Origin of the sequence: Actinoplanes sp. G11-F43 (assembly GCF_050589265.1) — a bacterium.
Classification (GTDB): Bacteria; Actinomycetota; Actinomycetes; order Mycobacteriales; family Micromonosporaceae; genus Actinoplanes.
The window spans coordinates 29,567-46,423 of the sequence record NZ_JBNZCE010000017.1 but is presented as its reverse complement, the minus strand read 5'-3'; the positions used below and the strand labels follow the sequence as shown (position 1 = coordinate 46,423).

General features: G+C 69.8%; 17 protein-coding genes. 11 read left to right on the top strand and 6 right to left on the bottom strand.

Going from position 1 to position 16,857, the window contains the following annotated elements; all coding sequences use genetic code 11:
- The first annotated feature begins 67 nt into the window (after window positions 1–67).
- The 5 genes from ACQ0O7_RS19050 to ACQ0O7_RS19030 all read left to right on the top strand — a co-directional run bounded on the left by ACQ0O7_RS19050 (window position 68) and on the right by ACQ0O7_RS19030 (window position 5,220).
- Window positions 68–1,339, top strand: a complete 1,272-nt coding sequence (locus ACQ0O7_RS19050; RefSeq protein WP_430783469.1) for an ABC transporter substrate-binding protein — start codon at window positions 68–70, stop codon at window positions 1,337–1,339.
- Window positions 1,340–1,399: 60 nt separating this feature from the next.
- Window positions 1,400–2,332 (top strand): carbohydrate ABC transporter permease, encoded by a 933-nt coding sequence (locus ACQ0O7_RS19045; protein ID WP_430783468.1) that lies wholly within the window; start codon window positions 1,400–1,402, stop codon window positions 2,330–2,332.
- A gap of 2 nt (window positions 2,333–2,334) precedes the next feature.
- On the top strand, window positions 2,335–3,231 hold the full coding sequence (locus ACQ0O7_RS19040; protein ID WP_430783467.1) for a carbohydrate ABC transporter permease: 897 nt from the start codon (window positions 2,335–2,337) through the stop codon (window positions 3,229–3,231).
- The gene (locus ACQ0O7_RS19035; RefSeq protein WP_430783466.1) at window positions 3,228–4,595 is read left to right on the top strand and encodes a GH1 family beta-glucosidase; all 1,368 of its coding nucleotides are present in this window, start codon (window positions 3,228–3,230) and stop codon (window positions 4,593–4,595) included. Before ACQ0O7_RS19040 ends, ACQ0O7_RS19035 begins: the two co-directional genes overlap by 4 nt.
- 130 nt (window positions 4,596–4,725) lie before the next feature.
- Window positions 4,726–5,220: a hypothetical protein gene (locus tag ACQ0O7_RS19030; RefSeq protein ID WP_430783465.1), complete on the top strand. Its 495-nt coding sequence runs from the start codon at window positions 4,726–4,728 to the stop codon at window positions 5,218–5,220.
- Between the two features lie 65 nt (window positions 5,221–5,285).
- On the opposite strand, the gene ACQ0O7_RS19025 is transcribed toward ACQ0O7_RS19030, so the two are convergent.
- Entirely contained in the window at window positions 5,286–6,287 is a 1,002-nt protein-coding gene (locus ACQ0O7_RS19025) for a LuxR C-terminal-related transcriptional regulator (RefSeq protein ID WP_430783464.1), read from the bottom strand.
- Window positions 6,288–6,513: 226 nt separating this feature from the next.
- Between ACQ0O7_RS19025 and ACQ0O7_RS19020 the strand changes: the two genes are divergently transcribed.
- From ACQ0O7_RS19020 to ACQ0O7_RS19010, 3 genes are all read left to right on the top strand, one after another.
- Window positions 6,514–6,741: a hypothetical protein gene (locus ACQ0O7_RS19020; protein ID WP_430783463.1), complete on the top strand. Its 228-nt coding sequence runs from the start codon at window positions 6,514–6,516 to the stop codon at window positions 6,739–6,741.
- A 27-nt stretch (window positions 6,742–6,768) separates the two neighbouring features.
- Window positions 6,769–7,017, top strand: coding sequence for a hypothetical protein (locus ACQ0O7_RS19015; RefSeq protein ID WP_430783462.1), 249 nt, complete (start codon window positions 6,769–6,771; stop codon window positions 7,015–7,017).
- Window positions 7,018–7,082: 65 nt separating this feature from the next.
- The gene (locus ACQ0O7_RS19010; RefSeq protein WP_430783461.1) at window positions 7,083–8,429 is read left to right on the top strand and encodes an FG-GAP repeat domain-containing protein; all 1,347 of its coding nucleotides are present in this window, start codon (window positions 7,083–7,085) and stop codon (window positions 8,427–8,429) included.
- Window positions 8,430–8,493: 64 nt separating this feature from the next.
- Here the strand turns inward: ACQ0O7_RS19010 and ACQ0O7_RS19005 are convergent, their stop codons facing one another.
- A complete protein-coding gene (locus tag ACQ0O7_RS19005; RefSeq protein WP_430783460.1) occupies window positions 8,494–10,071 on the bottom strand; it encodes a cellulase family glycosylhydrolase in 1,578 nt (525 codons plus the stop codon).
- A gap of 131 nt (window positions 10,072–10,202) precedes the next feature.
- Between ACQ0O7_RS19005 and ACQ0O7_RS19000 the strand changes: the two genes are divergently transcribed.
- Complete coding sequence (locus tag ACQ0O7_RS19000; protein WP_430783459.1) at window positions 10,203–10,661, top strand: hypothetical protein; 459 nt, start codon at window positions 10,203–10,205, stop codon at window positions 10,659–10,661.
- A 57-nt stretch (window positions 10,662–10,718) separates the two neighbouring features.
- On the opposite strand, the gene ACQ0O7_RS18995 is transcribed toward ACQ0O7_RS19000, so the two are convergent.
- Entirely contained in the window at window positions 10,719–11,423 is a 705-nt protein-coding gene (locus tag ACQ0O7_RS18995) for a DUF4190 domain-containing protein (RefSeq protein ID WP_430783458.1), read from the bottom strand.
- Between the two features lie 77 nt (window positions 11,424–11,500).
- Window positions 11,501–12,157, bottom strand: a complete 657-nt coding sequence (locus ACQ0O7_RS18990) for an HAD family hydrolase (protein WP_430783457.1) — start codon at window positions 12,155–12,157, stop codon at window positions 11,501–11,503.
- Window positions 12,158–12,217: 60 nt separating this feature from the next.
- Between ACQ0O7_RS18990 and ACQ0O7_RS18985 the strand changes: the two genes are divergently transcribed.
- Complete coding sequence (locus ACQ0O7_RS18985; RefSeq protein ID WP_430783456.1) at window positions 12,218–14,239, top strand: peptide deformylase; 2,022 nt, start codon at window positions 12,218–12,220, stop codon at window positions 14,237–14,239.
- Here the strand turns inward: ACQ0O7_RS18985 and ACQ0O7_RS18980 are convergent.
- Window positions 14,219–14,608, bottom strand: a complete 390-nt coding sequence (locus ACQ0O7_RS18980) for a CU044_2847 family protein (protein WP_430783455.1) — start codon at window positions 14,606–14,608, stop codon at window positions 14,219–14,221. The genes ACQ0O7_RS18985 and ACQ0O7_RS18980 overlap by 21 nt on opposite strands.
- Entirely contained in the window at window positions 14,589–15,542 is a 954-nt protein-coding gene (locus ACQ0O7_RS18975; RefSeq protein WP_430783454.1) for a helix-turn-helix domain-containing protein, read from the bottom strand. The genes ACQ0O7_RS18980 and ACQ0O7_RS18975 overlap by 20 nt, the downstream gene beginning before the upstream one ends.
- Before the next feature lie 183 nt (window positions 15,543–15,725).
- On the opposite strand from ACQ0O7_RS18975, the gene ACQ0O7_RS18970 reads away from it, so the two are divergent.
- The gene (locus ACQ0O7_RS18970; protein WP_430783453.1) at window positions 15,726–16,853 is read left to right on the top strand and encodes a DUF418 domain-containing protein; all 1,128 of its coding nucleotides are present in this window, start codon (window positions 15,726–15,728) and stop codon (window positions 16,851–16,853) included.
- The last annotated feature ends 4 nt before the right edge of the window (window positions 16,854–16,857 follow it).

Sequence of the window (16,857 nt, the reverse complement as noted above, 5' to 3'; positions counted from 1 at the left end):
CCGGTTCTGCAGCGTGTAACCGGTTTCATGTAACCGATTACATCAGATGAAATAGGGGAGAACTGCCATGCTCTTGTCTCGATCCTTGCGGGCCCTGACCGCGGCGACGGCCGCCGCGGTGATGCTGACCGCGTGCGGTTCCGGCGGTGACGACGGTGCGGGCGGTGAAGGCGGCAACGTCACGCTGAACGTCAACCTCTTCGGCAACTTCGGCTACGAGGAGCTGTACCGGGAGTACGAGAAGGCGAACCCCAACGTCACGATCAAGCAGAACACGGCCGCCTACAACGATCACCACCGCAATCTCGCCACGCACATCGCCACCGGGTCGGGCGCCGGTGACATCGAGGGCGTCGACACCGGCTTCATCGCGCAGATGCGCGAGGTCGGCAAGAAGTTCACCGATCTCGGCACCGAGCGCCAGGCGGACTACCTGCCCTGGAAGTGGCAGGCGTCGCTGACCAAGGACGGTCAGCAGATCGGGTACGGCACCGACGTCGGCGGCCTGGCCATCTGTTACCGGCGCGACCTGTTCCAGGAGGCCGGCCTGCCCACCGACCGCGACGAGGTCTCCGCGTCGTGGGCGAGCGGCTGGGACAAGTACATCGAACAGGGGCAGAAGTACACCCAGAAGGCGCCGGCCGGCACGGCGTTCTTCGACGGCGCGGGCGCGCTGTACAACGCCGTCATCGGACAGGCGCCGGTCGGCTTCTACAGCGAGGACAACACCGTCATCGTCGGCAGCAACCCGGAGGTGCGCAAGGCCTGGGACCTGGTCGTCCGGGCGGTGCAGAGCAACCTGTCGGCCAAGCTGCTCGAAAGCTCCCCGGAGTGGAACAACGGCTTCGCCAAGGGCCAGTTCGCGACCATCGCCTGCCCCGCCTGGATGATGGCCAAGATCAAGGACCAGTCCAAGGACGCGGCCGGCAAGTGGGATGTGGCGGCCGTGCCCGGCGGCGGCGGCAACTGGGGCGGCTCGTACCTGACCGTGCCCCAGCAGGGCGAGCACGTCGAGGAGGCGAAGAAGCTCGCCGACTGGCTGACCAGGCCCGAGCAGCAGGCCAGGGTCTTCACCTCGAAGGGGCTGCTGCCCTCCATCCCGGCGCTGTACGACAAGCCGGAGATCGCCGAGTACAAGGACCCGTTCTTCAACGACGCGCCGGTCGGCAAGATCTTCACGACGGCCGCGAAGGAGCTGAAGCCGCAGTACCAGGGCCCGCGTACCGGTGACATCCAGACCACCATCCGCGACGGCCTGGTGCGCATCGAGCAGGGCAAGCAGACCTCCGACGAGTCCTGGCAGCAGACGGTCAGCGACGTCGAGCGCCTCGCCAAGTAGCCCACCCGCACGGCCGGCGGTCCACGGATCGCCGGCCGCCCCGGCGACTAAGGATCGACCATGGCCATCCCCGCGCTGACCACCAGTCGGGCGAGACTGACCCGGCTGGACACCAAGGGCTCGCCCTACCTGTACGTACTCCCGTTCTTCCTGCTCTTCGGCGCGTTCGGGCTCTTCCCGCTGATCTACACCGGTTACGTCTCGTTCAACGACTGGGACCTTCTCGATTCCGGCTCGCACGAATGGGTCGGCCTGGCGAACTATCGCGAGCTGCTGCAGGACGCCTACTTCTGGAACGCCCTCGGCAACACGCTCAGCATCTGGGTGCTGTCGACGGTTCCGCAGTTGCTCGCCGCGCTCTGGATCGCGCATCTGCTGAACCACAGGCTGCGGGCCCGCACCAGCCTGCGCATGGCCGTGCTGCTGCCGAACATCACGTCCATCGTGGCGGTGACGATCGTCTTCACCCAGATGTTCGGCCGCGACTTCGGCATGGTGAACTGGCTGCTCGGCGTCGTCGGCGTCGGCCCGATCGACTGGCAGGCCGGCACGTGGAGTTCCCACCTGGCCATCTCGATCATCGTGGCCTGGCGCTGGACCGGCTACAACGCGCTCATCTACCTCGCCTCCATGCAGGCCGTTCCCCACGACCTGTACGAGGCCGCGGAGCTCGACGGTGCGTCCTCGGCGCAGCAGTTCTGGCGGATCACCGTGCCCATGTTGCGCCCGACGATCATCTTCACCGCGGTGATCTCGACGATCGGCGGTCTGCAGGTCATGGCCGAGCCGCTGCTGTTCGCCGGCAGTTCGACGCCCACGGGCGGCTCCGACCGGCAGTTCCAGACGGCCGCGCTGTTCATGTACGAGCAGGGTTTCCGTGAGTTCCGGTTCGGCTACGCCTCCGCGATCGCCTGGACGCTCTGCCTCGTCATCGCCGTCTTCGCGGTCGCCAACTACCTGATCACCCGGCGCATCGCCAACGACGAGGAGTAGTCGTGACCGTTCTCGCCGACCCACCGTCCACCCGCACCGAGACACCGGCGCCGCGAAGCCGGGCACGCCGCCGCGTCTTCGGTCATCCGCGCAAGGCCTCGGTCTGGACCTACGCCGCCCTGCTGGCGGTCGTGGCCGGATCGGTCTTTCCGCTCTACTGGTCGCTGGTCGTGTCGTCGCAGACCAGTGACGCCGTCGCCGCGGTGCCACCGGTCCTGATCCCGGGCGGCCACCTGTTCGACAACATCGCGCGGGTCTTCGACTCCACCGACTTCGCCGAGGCGCTGCTCAACTCGTTCATCGTCAGCGGCTCGGTGACGATCTCCGTGGTCTTCTTCTCGACGCTGGCCGGTTTCTCCTTCGCCAAGCTGCGCTTCCGCGGCCGCAAGATACTGCTCGTCGTCGCCATCGGCACGTCGGTGGTGCCGCAGCAGCTCGGCATCATCCCGCTCTACCTGCTGATGGCCGAGTTCGGCTGGACCGACCGGCTCGCCGCCGTGATCGTTCCCGGCCTGGTCACCGCGTTCGGCGTCTTCTTCATGACGCAGTATCTGGGCCGGGCGGTGCCCGACGAGCTGCTGGAGGCCGGCCGGATCGACGGCTGCAGCACGTTCGGCCTCTTCTGGCATGTCGTGCTGCCGGCCGCGCGCCCGGCGGCGGCGGTGCTCGGCCTGTTCACCTTCATGCAGGCGTGGAACGACTTCTTCTGGCCGCTGGTCGTGCTGCAGGACAACGCCACGGTCCAGGTCGCGCTCTCCGCGCTGGCCAGCGGCTACACCACCGACTACACACTCACCCTCACCGGCACGCTGCTGGCCACCGTGCCGATCCTGGTGATCTTCATGGTCCTCGGCCGGCAGATCGTCGGAGGCATCATGCAGGGAGCGATCAAAGGATGACGGACTCGGAACTGCCGCGGATGCCCGCCGGCTTCCTCTGGGGCGCCGCCACCGCGGCCTATCAGATCGAGGGAGCGGTGGCCGAGGACGGCCGTGGCGACTCGATCTGGGACACGTTCAGCCGGCGGCCGGGCGCCGTCGCCGACGCCACCTCGGGGGCGGTGGCGTGCGACAGCTATCACCGGTGGCGTGACGACGTGGACCTGCTCGACGGTCTGGGCGCGAGCGCCTACCGATTCTCGATCGCCTGGCCGCGGATCGTGCCGTCCGGCGACGGTGCGGTGAACAAGCCGGGCCTGGACTACTACGACCGGCTCGTCGACGCCCTGTGCGAGCGCGGCATCCGGCCGTTCGTCACGCTCTACCACTGGGACCTGCCGCAGGCGCTCGAGGACCGGGGTGGCTGGCGGGTGCGGGACACGGCGGAGCGCTTCGCCGAGTACGCCTCGGTCGCCGCCGGCCGGCTCGGTGACCGGGTGGGTGACTGGATCACGCTGAACGAGCCGTACTGCTCGTCGATCGTCGGCTATGCCGAGGGCCGGCACGCGCCGGGCGCCACCGAGGGCCACGGCGCACTCGCGGCCGCCCACCACCTGCTGGTCGGGCACGGGCTGGCGGTCGCGGCGGTCCGGGCCGCCTGCCCGGGCGCCCGGGTGGGCATCACGCTCAACCTGTCCCCGGCCGTGCCGGCGACCGGCACCGAGGCGGACCGGGAAGCCGCGCGGCGAATGGATCTGCTGGTCAACCGGCAGTTCACCGATCCGGTGCTGGGCGGCGCCTACCCGGAGGGATTCGATCAGCTGTACGCCGGGGTGAGCGACCTGTCGTTCCGGCGGGCCGGCGATCTCGACCTCATCGGCGCCCCGCTGGACTTCCTCGGCGTGAACTACTACTACCGGATCCATGCCGCCGCCGCCCCGTACGAGCAGGGCGACCCGGCGCTGCGTACCGCCTGTGACATCGGTGTACGGTCCGTGCCGCGCGAGGGGGTGCCGGTCACCGACCTGGGCTGGCCGATCGAGCCGCGGGGCCTGACCGACACGCTGACCGGTCTCGCCGGCCGCTTCCCGGGCCTGCCCCCGATCTATGTCACCGAGAACGGCGTCGCCGAGGTACGTGAGGATCTCGGCGGGGACCCGGACCGCATCCGTTTCATCGCCACGCACGTCACCGCCGCCGCCGAGGCCGGGGTGGACCTGCGCGGCTACTTCTACTGGTCCCTGATCGACAACTTCGAGTGGGCCCGGGGGTACGGTCCACGCTTCGGCCTGGCGCATGTGGACTATCCGACCGGGAACCGCACCCCACGCGCCAGCTACCACTGGCTGCGGGACCAGCTGGCCCGGCAGCGGGCCGTCATCTGACGGCGCGGGCGTGTGGGTGCCGGGGCCGCCCACACGCCCGCGTGCCCGGTGATCGGGTCCGGTGTTCGCGCCGCCGGCCGGTGACGACCCTGTTCATCCGGCTGTGGCATCGCGGCCCTACCCTCGGGCCGTGCGGTCGCGTACGGAGAACTCGATGTTCGGGATCATGGTGATCCTGCTGGGAACACCCGCTGTGTGGTATTTCGTCAGGCGGCTGGAGGGCTCGACGGTCATCGGTACCGGCGAGTGGCGCAACGGGATGATGGCCGGCGGCATCGGTGGCGGCCTGGCCGCGGTCTGCTGGCTGTGGCGCACCGTCCGGCACCGCGACGACGGTCTCGTGCCGTGGCAGTGGATCACCATCGGCCTGCTGCTCGTCTCCGCGATACTTCCGCACTCGGTCACCTGGCCCAACGCCCGGCGCGGGGTGCCGACCCCGCCGGTGGACAGCGCCGAGGACGTCGCGATGACCGTCTACTCGATCATCGCCCTGGTGTGCAGCCTGCTGGTCGCTCTGATCCGTGTCATCACCGCGCCGGACCACTGGACGGACCCGGCCGTGATCAAACGGACCCGGACCCGTCCGGCCCCCTCCAAACACAAGAGGAGGCAGCGGCGCCGCTGACAGACACAAGGGGAGGCAGCGGCGCCGCTGACAGACACAAGGGGAGGCAGCGGCGCCGCTGACCGTCAGAGCCAGCCTCGTTCGCCCGCCCGGATGGCCAGTTCGAAGCGGGAGTTGGCGTGCAGGCGGGTCATCAGGTCGGCGATGGTCCGGCGGACGGTTCGGACCGACTGGTTCACCTGGCGGGCCACCGCCTCGTCCTTGGCACCGGTGGACAGCAGGCGCAGGACGGCGCGCTCGGCCTCGGTGCAGTCGTCGATGCCGGCCTGGCTCAGCTCCTCGGCCCGCTCCCAGTAGGAGTCGAAGAGGGCCACCAGGGCGGTCACCGTGCCGGGGTGGCGGATCAGCAGACCGCCGTCGGTGCCGGTGCCGGCCTGCCGGGGCACCACCGCCACCTCGGCGTCGATGGCGATCAGGCGGACCGGCAGGACCGGCACGATCCGGACCGCGCCGCCGGCCTCGACCAGCGCCTCCGCGTACTCCCGGGCGCCTTCGGCGTGCATCGCCGACGCCGAGTAGATGGTCCGCATTCGCACCCCGCGTTCCAGCGCGGCGAAGTCCAGCGGCCTGCTGGCGGCCTTGGCGGCGGCCGGGTTCCCGGCGCGCGGCGAGAAGGACAGCACCTCGTCCCGGGTGACCAGGGCCAACTCCTCCAGCCGGCGGCGTACGGCGGGCAGGTCGGGTAGTTGTTCGGCGATCGGCGCCGGGTCGGCGGCCACCTCGGCCTCGCCGGCGACATACCCGGTGAGCACCTGCGACAGCGTCGTGTATCCCTGTTGGAGGAACGCCTGCCGTTCGGCGAGCATCTGCTGCTCGCGCGCCATCAGCTGTTGCATGGCGAGCACCGGGCTGGCCGCGATCAGGCTGCCGTTCTCGCTGGGCCGCCGGTGCAGCAGTGCCAGGTCGACCATCCGGTCCAGCAGGTCGCGGGCTTCGGCGACGGTCCGGCCGATCCGTGCGGCGAACTCCGGCAGGTCCAGTCCGGGTGCCCGTAACAGGAGGGCGTACGCGCCGGCGATCTCGTCCTCGACCGGTAACGACAGTCCACCCATCGGCATGACGGCCATGTCTGGCACCTCCGCTGTCGCCGGCCGGGCCCCGTCCCGTACGGCACAGGCAGATTAACCAAAAGATCACCGCAAGACGATAGAGGTTTTCGTGGGGCCGTCGATGGCAGGGAACTGCCATGGCAGCTTGTGCGGGTCGCTCACCTACTGACATCCGGGTGTCCATGCCGGAGGGTGATCTCAGCGCCGCGAACGCCGCGGCGCGAAGATCGAAGGAGTCGCCGTCATGAGCCGTACCCCTCTCGCCCGCACCGCCCGGGCGGCCGGCCTCCTCCTGCTGGCACCGGTGGCGGTGGGCGCGTTCTCGCCGGCCACCGCCACGGCCGCCAGTGCTGCCGAGAGCACGGTCGAGGTCGTCCTGGACCCGGGCGACGAACCCGTCCCGCCGAAGACGTCGCCGAACGAGAAGGCGGTCGGTGGGCCGTTGACCTTCGAGTGGGGTAGCTGGCAGTAGCCGGCTGAGCCCGTGTACGCCGTCGAATTGAGTTTCACCGGGGACGAGACGGCCGCGGCCGTGGACCGGGAACTCGGCCGGGCGGCGGAGTTCAACGGTTTTCCCGTTCAGCACATCACCCGCTCCGGACCCCGCGACGCCGTCGTGTTCCTCACCGCGGCGGACCGCTCGGAGGCGGTGGCCGTCGGACATCTGCTGGCGGTGACCGTTCTGGCACACCGGCCGGATCTCCGGGAGTACAGCTTCACCATCTGGCCCGCCTCGGGCCCGCACTGACCCCTCACCGTCGTCACCCGGCCGCGCCCCGGCCGGGCGATGACCCCTGCCCGAAAGGACATCACATGAGACGCGGATTCCGGCTGTTGCCGGCGATGCTCGCGCTGCTGGTGGCTACCAGCATGGCGGTCGCTCCGGCCGGCCCGGCGGCGGCGGCTCCGGCCACCCCGAACTTCCCGAAGACGATTGACGCGTACGCCGCCTACGACCCGCAGACCACGTGCGAGTCGAGTGCCAAGCCCGGTGTGGTCGCCCTGAAGGACATGCTCAACGCCACCTACGGCAACCACGACTGGGGCATCGGCCGGAGCTGCAACGGCACGGTCAGCGAGCACCACGAGGGCCGGGCTCTCGACTACATGCTCAGCGCGTACAACGCCGGCCAGAACGCGGTCGCCAACGACATCCTGAACTGGCTGCTCGCCACCGACCAGCACGGCAACAAGCACGCCAACATGCGCCGCCTCGGCATCATGTACCTGATCTGGAACCGGAAGATCTTCCTGTCCGACCAGGCGAGCGCGGGCTGGCAGCCGTACGTCGGTGACGGCCCGCACGACGACCACATCCACTTCAGTTTCAGCTGGGCCGGAGCGCGCCAGCAGACCAGCTGGTGGACCGGCGGCGGCCGGGCCCACCCGGACCTGAACGGTGACGGCTACTCCGACCTGTGGGCGCTGACCACCAGTGACATGCAGCTGGTCTACCCGAACAAGGGCTTCGGTGACGGCACGTTCTGGTCGTCGAAGGAGCGTGGGTACGCCGGCTTCCGGCTGGCCGATCTGGGTGACATCGACGGCAACGGCTCCGCGGACCTGTTCGGGGTGACGGCCGGGGACTCCAGGCAGCTCTGGTACCCGAACAAGGGTGGCAGCGCGATGGAGTTCTGGTCGAGCCGGGACAACGGTGCGGCCCCGGCCTTCAACCTGGTGACCCTGGGCGACCTGAACGCGGACGGGTTCGCCGACATCGTGGCCCGCTACGACAACAACGACCTGGTGCTGTACATGAACAAGGGCACCGGGGACGGAACGTTCTGGTCGGCCAAGAGGTTCGACGCGGCTCCCGGCTTCCGGATGATGGACCTGGGCGATCTGAACGGCGACGGCTACGCCGATCTGTACGCGGTCACCACCGGGGGCCAGCAGCTCGCCTACCTCAACCGGGGCGCCGGCGGCACCGACACGCTGCGCTTCTGGGGTGGCAAGGACCTGGGCTACGCCAACTTCCGGGCCGCGCAGCTGGGCAACCTGAACGGCGACAAGTACGCCGACCTGTACGCGATCACCGGTGACGGCAACCATCAGCAGCTGGTCTACATGAACAAGGGCGGGCAGGGCACCGACACCTCGCGCTTCTGGTCCAGTGACCCGATCGGCGCCGCGCCCGGCATCAAGATCCCGGCACTCTGATCCACCGATGACGGACGGCCGGCCCCGGATGACCGGGGCCGGCCGTTTCACCGTCGTGGACCGGTCAGGGCGCCATGATGGCGTCGATGATCGCCTGCTGGGTCACCGTCGCGGAGTTCCGGTCGAACAGCCCGAACCCGTACTGGCCGTTGTATCCGTTGTCCCAGTAGGCGGTGGCCGCGCCGTACTTCTTGGCGGTGGCCACCAGGGTCCGCGCGTAGTCGGCGCGGTACCTGTTGTTCGCCGAGTCGTGCGTGCTCTTGTCGATCGAGCCGTACTCGCCGACGAAGACCGGGTACCCCTTGGTCACGAACGCGTCGTAGGTCTTCTTCAGCTGCGCGTCCATGAAGTCCTGCTGGCCCCACGTCGACTTCTTCGCCGGGTTGGTCGCGTTCGGGCCCCACTGGGTGATGGTGCCGTCCTCGGTTCCGGCGAAGTCCCACGGGTCGTAGTAGTGCACCGAGATCATCAGCCGCTTCTCGGCGGCCGGGATCGAGGACGACCGGTACTGGTCGGTGGGGATCACGAAACCGCTGCCCACGGTGTGGTCGATGTTGGTGTTCCAGCCCGGCACCAGCAGCCAGCGCGAGGTGTTGGTGCCACCGGTCTGCCGGACGGTGTCCACGAAGATCTGGTTGTACGCGTTGATGTTGGAGTAGCACGGCTGGGTCGGGTTGCCGTACTGGCCGTCGAAGTTCTCGTTCATCGACTCGAAGATCAGCCGGCCGTTGTAGCCGGAGAACTTGGCCGCCACCTGCTGCCAGACCTTCTGGTACTTGGCCCGGATGGTGGTCTGGTCGGCCGCGTCGCAGATCAGCCACGCGCCGCCGACACTCTTGTAACCGTCGCCGTGCATGTTGATCAGCACGTACAGGCCACGGCTGTGGGCCAGATCCACCACCTGCTGGATCCGGGTCAGCCAGGCGGCGTCGACGGTGTAGTTCGGCCCGGCCCCGATCTTGCCCAGATAGGACACCGGGATGCGGATGGTCTTGAACCCGGCCGCCTTCACCCGGTCGATCAGCGCCCCGGTGATGACCGGGTTGCCCCAGGCCGTCTCACTGGGCACGCCGTTGACGTTGGCCTCCAGCTGGTTGCCCAGGTTCCAGCCCTTGCCCATGTCGGCGACCAGCTGCGCGGCGCCGGTGACCGGTGGGTTGCTAGTCGACGGGCTGGCCGACGGACTGGGCGGGTTGCTCGGCGTGACCGGCGGCGAGCTGCTCGGGGTGGTCACCCCACCGGTGCAGGCGGTGCCGTTCAGGGAGAAGGCGCCGGGGACCGGGTTCGTACCGGTGAATGCGCCGTTGAACCCGAACGACGCGGTCCCGTTGGTGGCGATGCTCCCGTTGTAGCCGGCGTTGCGCACCGTGACCGCAGTCCCGGACTGGGTGAACGAGCCGTTCCACAGCTGGGTGATGCTCTGGCCGGAGGCGAACGAGAAGGCCAGGTTCCACTGGGTGATCGGGTCGCCCAGGTTGGTGATGTTCACATTGGCGCCGAAGCCGCCCTGCCACTGGTTGGTCACCGAGTAGTCGACCCGGCAGCCGGCGGCGGCGCTGGCCTGGACGGCGACCGCGACCGAGCCGCCGACGGCGACCGCGGACAGCACGGCCGCCGACAGCACTTTTCGTGTTCGAAGCATGGGAGTGAATTCCTCCGAGGGGATCGGGAGCGCTCCCAATGGGGGTGGGATGTCACTCCGGGCGGTGGAAGGGATGCCGCCCATTATCGACGGACGACGATCAGAACGTCAAAACATGCCACGATTACCGTATGCCTGCCACGCGTGCACTCACGGTGCGTCTCGCCCGGACCGTCGTCGCCGAGGTCGCACCCGAGGAACTGCCCGCCTTCGATCTCCTGGCCGATCCCTACCTGCGCGGCGCGGACGGCTCCGGCCCCTCCGGGGACCCGCGGCCCGGGCCGGCCCCCGTGGCCGAGACGGCCACGCCGATCGTGACGATGGTGAGCGCGGCGGTGGCCGGCGCGGTGCTCGACGGGACGTCCGCGGAGGCGGAGAAGGCCGGTGGCCGGCTGGTCCGGCAGGTCGTCGCGGTGTTCCGCCGCCGGCCCGGGGCACCGGTCCCGATCGAGTGGACCCCGCGGCGGCTGGCCGAACTGCGGGAGGTGGCCCGGCGGCGGGCGCTCGCGCTCGGCCTCGACGAGAACGCCGCCGCGACCCTGGCCGACGCGGTGATCGGTGCCCTGACCAGGCCCCCCGACCCGGGCTGATGAGAGCCGGCCCCGGTCGGCGCCGGACCGGGCCGGCGGCTCATCCGCCGCTGACGGCTACTTGGACAGCGGTGTGGTCCGGTTGCCGGCCGGGTCGTCGGCGATGCACAGCACGGTGCGGTCGCGCCGCCACTCGATGGCGTTCTGCGGGTACATGTAGTAGATCTCGATGTTCTCGTTGGCCGCGGAGTCGTACGGATCGAACGCCGACACGCACTTGTCGCTGCTCTCCGCCTCGACCGCGGCGGCACCCGGGTACTCGCCGTCCGGGAAGGTGAAGGTGTGGTAGATCTCGGCGCTGTGCGGCGCGGTGCACGCCACCACCGGCAGGTCGTAGATGGTCGACGACACGTCGAACTCGCGGACGCAGTCGCCGGTCTTCAGCGCGGTGACGTCGGTGTCCTGGATGCCGGCCTTCCGGTCCCGGGCCTCGTCGGCCACCCCGTAGATCAGGGCGCCGGCCAGTGCCACCAGATGCAGGCTGGCGATCACGATGGCGGCGATGGCCATCCCGCGGCCCTTCTGCGGCTGCCGCTTGATCTGGCTCAGCGCGAGGAAACCGAAGACGTAGCCGAGCGCGGTGCCGATGCCGAGACCGCCACAGATGCTGATGATCAGCGCGCCGATCGCGAACCCGTTGGTGCGGGGCGGCGGGGGCGGATAACCGGGCGGTGGCCCGTACGGCTGAGGAGGGTATGGGTATGGCCCGGCAGCCGGCGGCGCCGGCTGCGGAAAGGGATCCGGGGGTACTTGGTTGTGCACGGTGGCACCGTAGTTCGCGCCGGCACCCCCGTGGTGCCGCTGTCGATATCGAATTGGCATCGACGGCGGTCAGGGTTTCAGTGCACGCCGTCCAGGCGCTTCCGGATGTACGACACGTCCAGATCCGCCAGGTTCGCGACCACCGGGACGTCGTCCGCGTGCGGCACGCCCACCACGCCGAGCCGCACGACCGCACAACCGGCGGCCAGCGCGCTGGCCACCCCGACCGCGGAGTCCTCCACCGCCACACAGTCGCCGGGCCGCAGGCCCAGACGGCGCACGGCCTCCCGATAGGGATCCGGCGCCGGCTTCGCCCGCGCGACGTCCTCCAGGCACACCACCGTGTCGAACAACGGCCGCAGGCCGCCGGCCAGCAGACCGTCCACGATCACCCGGCTGTTGCTGGTCACCAGCGCGGTGCCGAAGCCGGCGCCGCGCAGACCGGTCAGCAACTCCGGCACACCCGGCCGCCAACCGGGATCGTGTGCCTGCCGGCCGGCCACCTCACGCTCCAGCCGGTCGACGTTCTCCCGGATGTCGGCCCGCACCAGCCCGAGCCGGGAGTGCACGAGTGCGACCGCCTCGGCGGTCGGGATCCCGGACAGCCCGGACGTCACCGAGGCCGCCGCACCGGGCGCCAGCGACCGCACCAGTGAGGCCATCGCGGCCTTCCAGATCGGCTCGCTGTCCAGCAGAGTGCCGTCCAGATCGAACAGGACGCCCTGACGCTCCAACGTGTCACCTCCATGTCGCTTTCGGCTAACATCTAGCTTCTACCTGCGTAGGGGGAAGCGTTGGGCAAGCTCGAGCGTGCCGTGGCGTTTGTACTCGACAGCCATTCCGACCGCAGAGTCGGGCTCGCTTTTCTGATCGGCGACCGGGTGCTGCTGACGTGCGCTCACGTGGTCAACGCCGCGATCGGGCGGGACACCGCCGAGACCGCCCGGCCGCACCGGGCCGCCTTCCTCTATCTCGAGTTCCCCCTGCTCGGTTCGGAGTCCGACCGGATCGTCCGCCCCGCCGACGTGACACAGTGGCTGCCGGTGACCGGTGCGGACTTCGAGCCGCGGGACGTCGCCGTGCTCGGCCTCCAGGAGGACGTGATCGGGCAGGGTGGCGTGCCGCTGCGGATCAGCCCGGACGCCACCGTCCGCCGGGGCGGGGAGGTCCGGATGTGGGGGCCCGGTCCGGGGCGCGGGCTGGGCCGCAACACGGTCGGCGTGGTGCGGGGCGAGTCGGGGAAGAACCGGTTCCAGATCGACGACCCGGACCGCCGTGTGGTCCCGGGGTTCAGCGGCGGCCCGGTCTGTCACAGCGACAGCGACGAGGTCGTCGGTATGGTGCAGGCGGTGCCCCGGGACCGGAGCGCGCCCGACGTCTACGTGCTGTCGAACAATCTGCTGTACACCGCGGGAGAGGCCGCCCAGCAGCCGGTGGAGGTGTCCCGGCCGGTGGTCAAACTGCTGCACGACCATGGTGAGGTGCACTACGACGGGGCCTCCTACCGGCTGATCCAGCGGCGCCGGCTCTACAACGGCAGCCGGACCGCCCGGCGGACCTACGAGTTCAAGGTCTCGGTGGCGTTCTACCCCAACGACGGTGTCCCGCAGAACGTCGAGCACCACTCGAAACACCCGTTGGTCCCGCCGGCCCGGCGCGACGACCCGGCCGGTGCGATCGAGGTGGAGGCCTGGTTCACCCTGACCAAACCGGGCCGTGGACAGTCCGGGTCGCCGCGGCTGGGCCTCCGGCAGCCGATCGCGGTCCGGGCGCTCAAGGTCGCCGACCAGCAGGTGGACTACAAGCTGTACTACCCGCTGGACACACCGCTGGAGCCGGGCGCCGAGGCGGTCATCGAGTACTGCTACCGGGTCACCGACCGGCAGTGGGGTCAGTGGTACAAGCGGAACATCAAGGCGGACACCGAGGCGATCTCGGTGGAAGCCCACCTACCCGCCGATCTCGCCCCGGAGGCCTGGGGGATGAACCTGCCGCCGTCCGACAACGGACTGCGGCCGCTGCCCGGCGTTACGGTCCGGACCGAGCACGACAAGGTCGTCTACGCCTGGACCGCCCGGGCCGACGACGAGGATCTCGACGAGGGCCGGCGGGTCCGGCTCGACTGGTTCTTCTGGAAGCGCATCCCGGAGTCCACCCGGGCGGAGAACGCGGCCGACGTCCTCGGCCAGTTCGGCATCCTGCAGATGCGGGACCCGGTCCGGGGCAGCAGCCTGCGAACCCTTCCGTCGGTGACACAGACCCTCGACCTGGATCTGCCCGCGGACCGGGATCTGGCCACCGACGTGATCCGGCATCTGCGCCGGGTCGCCCACTGGGTCGGTCGATTCCACGACTTCAAGCCACAGGTCAGCCGGGGGATCGCCGCCCCACAGCTCGGTATCGCCTACCGGATCGCGATCGTCAGCCGCCCGGCCGACGGGGTGACCTACGACGCCGACCTCTTCCGGGACGGCTATCTCGAACTGGTCAATCCGCGGATCGTCGAGGAGACGATCGAGGAGGTGACCGACTACGAGGGCTGCCTCAGCTTCTTCGACGTCCGCGGTCAGGTGCGCCGGCCGTACGGAATCAGGGTCGCGATCGACGGCCGGGCGGAGCCGAGGACGTTCACCGGAGCGCTGGCCCGGAGCATCTCGCACGAGATCGACCACCTGAACGGCAAGATCTACACCGACAGCGACCGGATGCCGTACGGCGAACAGCCGGTCACCGTCGCCGATTACCAGCGGATGCGCGAGGAGGACCGGATCGCACCACCGGTGATCCCGGCCCGGCTAACCTGGCGACCCGTCTGACTCCTCCGCGACCTCGACCTCGACCTCCGGGGCGGTGGGCCGCGACGGGTCGGCGAGCCACTTGACGGTCACCTTGAGGTTGGCCTCGGCGGTCCCCTTGGTCAGGATCACCCCGTGCTCGCCGCCGATCTTCAGGCCCAGCTCCAGCGTGACCTCGTCCGGTGCGACGCGCCCGTCCCGGACCCGGTTGATGATCACGTCGAGGGCGGGCATCACGTTGTCCATGGCGGTCACCAGGTTGAACGAGGGCCGCCGCCAGCCGCGTGCGCCGTTCGACGCCAGGTCCACGCCGTCCTCGGGATCCACCTCCACGGTCAGCCAGTGCCGCCCGCTCTCGTCGACCGGGATGTCAAGGGTGTCGTCCGCCAAGGAGAACTCCGTCGGGTCGAGGCTCGGTTCCGTGGAACTTCCATTCGAAATGGTAGAGGTTGGACAGTGCCGGCGCCGATCCCGTCCAGGTGAAGGTGGTGGCGTCGCCGGACTGTGACATCCGGAGCGGATCGCCCAGCGGCAGCTCGCCGGCGGTCCACGTCTCCTGGCGGCCGGAGAGGCGCGCGCCGGACCGGCTCGGGAAGGTGAACGAGACCGAGATGTGCAGGGTCGGCCAGCGGATCTCCCGGGCGAACCACGGGCCCCACTTCGAGTGGTGCAGGCGGTATCCGCAGGTCACCGTCGCCGACTGGCCGGGGTAGACGGGCCGGGAGACGCCGCCCGGCTCGAACAGGATGTCGATCTTCTTGTACGCGTCCCGGTCACGTTTCACCCGCCACGTCGTGGGCTCGCCGTCGAACCGCGCCCAGAACCCGGTCTCGGCCAGAGTGACCGGGTTCTCCCGGTAGAAGTCGTGGGACATGGCCGGGTCGGCCGGGTAGGCGTCCACCTCGATCCGGGTCGGGAACCGGGTGATCGGCCGCTGCCAGATGTTGTGGATGCGGCGGGTGATGGTGATGTCGTAGTAGCCGTCGTCGTCGAGGCGCAGCTCGGACTCCTCGTGGTCCACGAACAGCACGCTGCCGAGGGCGGCGGAGGCCGGCCGGCCGGTGCCGGTGTCCGGTTCGGCGGGCACGAGGCCGTACTCATGGAAGATCCGCAGCAGCGCGCCCCGGGAGTCGAGGACGGCGTCGGCGCGGCGGGCGAACTCCAGGGACGGCCGGTGCCGCCGGCCCTCGATGTGGCTGACATAGGACGGGTCGAAGCCCATCCGGACCGCCAGCTCCTTCATGCTCAGCCGGCGGAACTCCCGGAGGTCGGTCAGCGACCTCACGAAACGGTCGGCTGCCTCGTTGTCGTCGAGTCTGGTCATGTGGGCCACCTCGTACCCGGGAGCCTCAGTGTTTTCGATGTCATCGACGGGTGGCAAGGTGACCATCGTCACCGGAACTCTGTCCATGATCTGCTAGGCGGGCACCGGCAATACGTCGATCGGTTGATTCGGGCCCGGCGGCGGTTGATTCGGGGCGGGGTCCGCGGGCCGCAGCCTGGAGACATGACAATCACAGCGGTACGGGAAAGGCTGCTCGCCCCGGATCTGGCGCGCGGCCTGATGCTGGCGCTGATCGCGCTCGCCAACTCGGCGGTCTACCTGCACGCCCGGCCCTACGGGGTACGGCAGCACATCGTCGAGGACGGCCTGCTCGACCGGATCGTCAGTGTGCTGACGGTGAGCCTGGTGGACGCCCGGGCGTACCCGATGTTCGCCGCCCTCTTCGCCTACGGCGTCGTCCAGATGCTCGCCAAGACCGGTAAGGACGTGCTGCGGCGGCGCAGCCGATGGCTGATCGTCTTCGGTTTCGCGCACGCCGTCCTGCTCTTCCCGGGCGACATCCTCGGGCTGTACGGCGTGGTCGGCTTCATCCTGATCGCCCTGACCCGGGTCAGCGACCGGAACCTGCTGATCGCGGCGGCCGGCTGGCTGGTGGTCGTGGCCCTGGTGCAGGGCGCGGCCTACACGCTGCCGTCCGACGGCGGCCGCTCGTTCCTCTGGTCGTTCGAGATCGCCGACCCGCTCCGGGTCCTGGCCCTGCGCCCGGTCGAATGGCTGATGGTCCCGTTCGGCGTGATCGGGGTCGGCAGCGCCGTCCTGGCCGGCACCTGGGCGGCCCGCCGGGGGATCCTCGCCGACCCGGCCGCGCACCGGGTGCTGCTGGTCCGCACCGCCACGTTCGGCCTGCTCGCGGCGGTCGCCGGTGGGCTGCCGGTGGCTCTGGCGGTCGGGCACTTCTGGACCCCGGAGGGCACCCTGGTCCTCTGGACGATCTCGGCGCTGCACGCGGTCACCGGAGTCGCCGGCGGGCTCGGGTACGCGGCTCTGATCGGCCTGGCCGCGGCCCGGATCGGCGACCGGCCCGGCCCGGTGGTGCGGGCGCTCGCCGCCACCGGGCAGCGATCACTCACCTTCTACCTGTTCCAGTCGGTGGTGTTCGTGGTCCTGCTGCTGCCGTGGACGCTCGGGCTGGGCGCCACCCTGGGCACCGCCGAGACCGCGGCACTGGCCCTGGGCACCTGGCTGGTGACGGTGCTGATCGCGGACCTGATGCGCCGGAACGGGACCCGCGGGCCGGCCGAGGTGCTGCTGCGGCGGCTGACGTACGGACCCCGGAAGATGGACGGGTGAATCC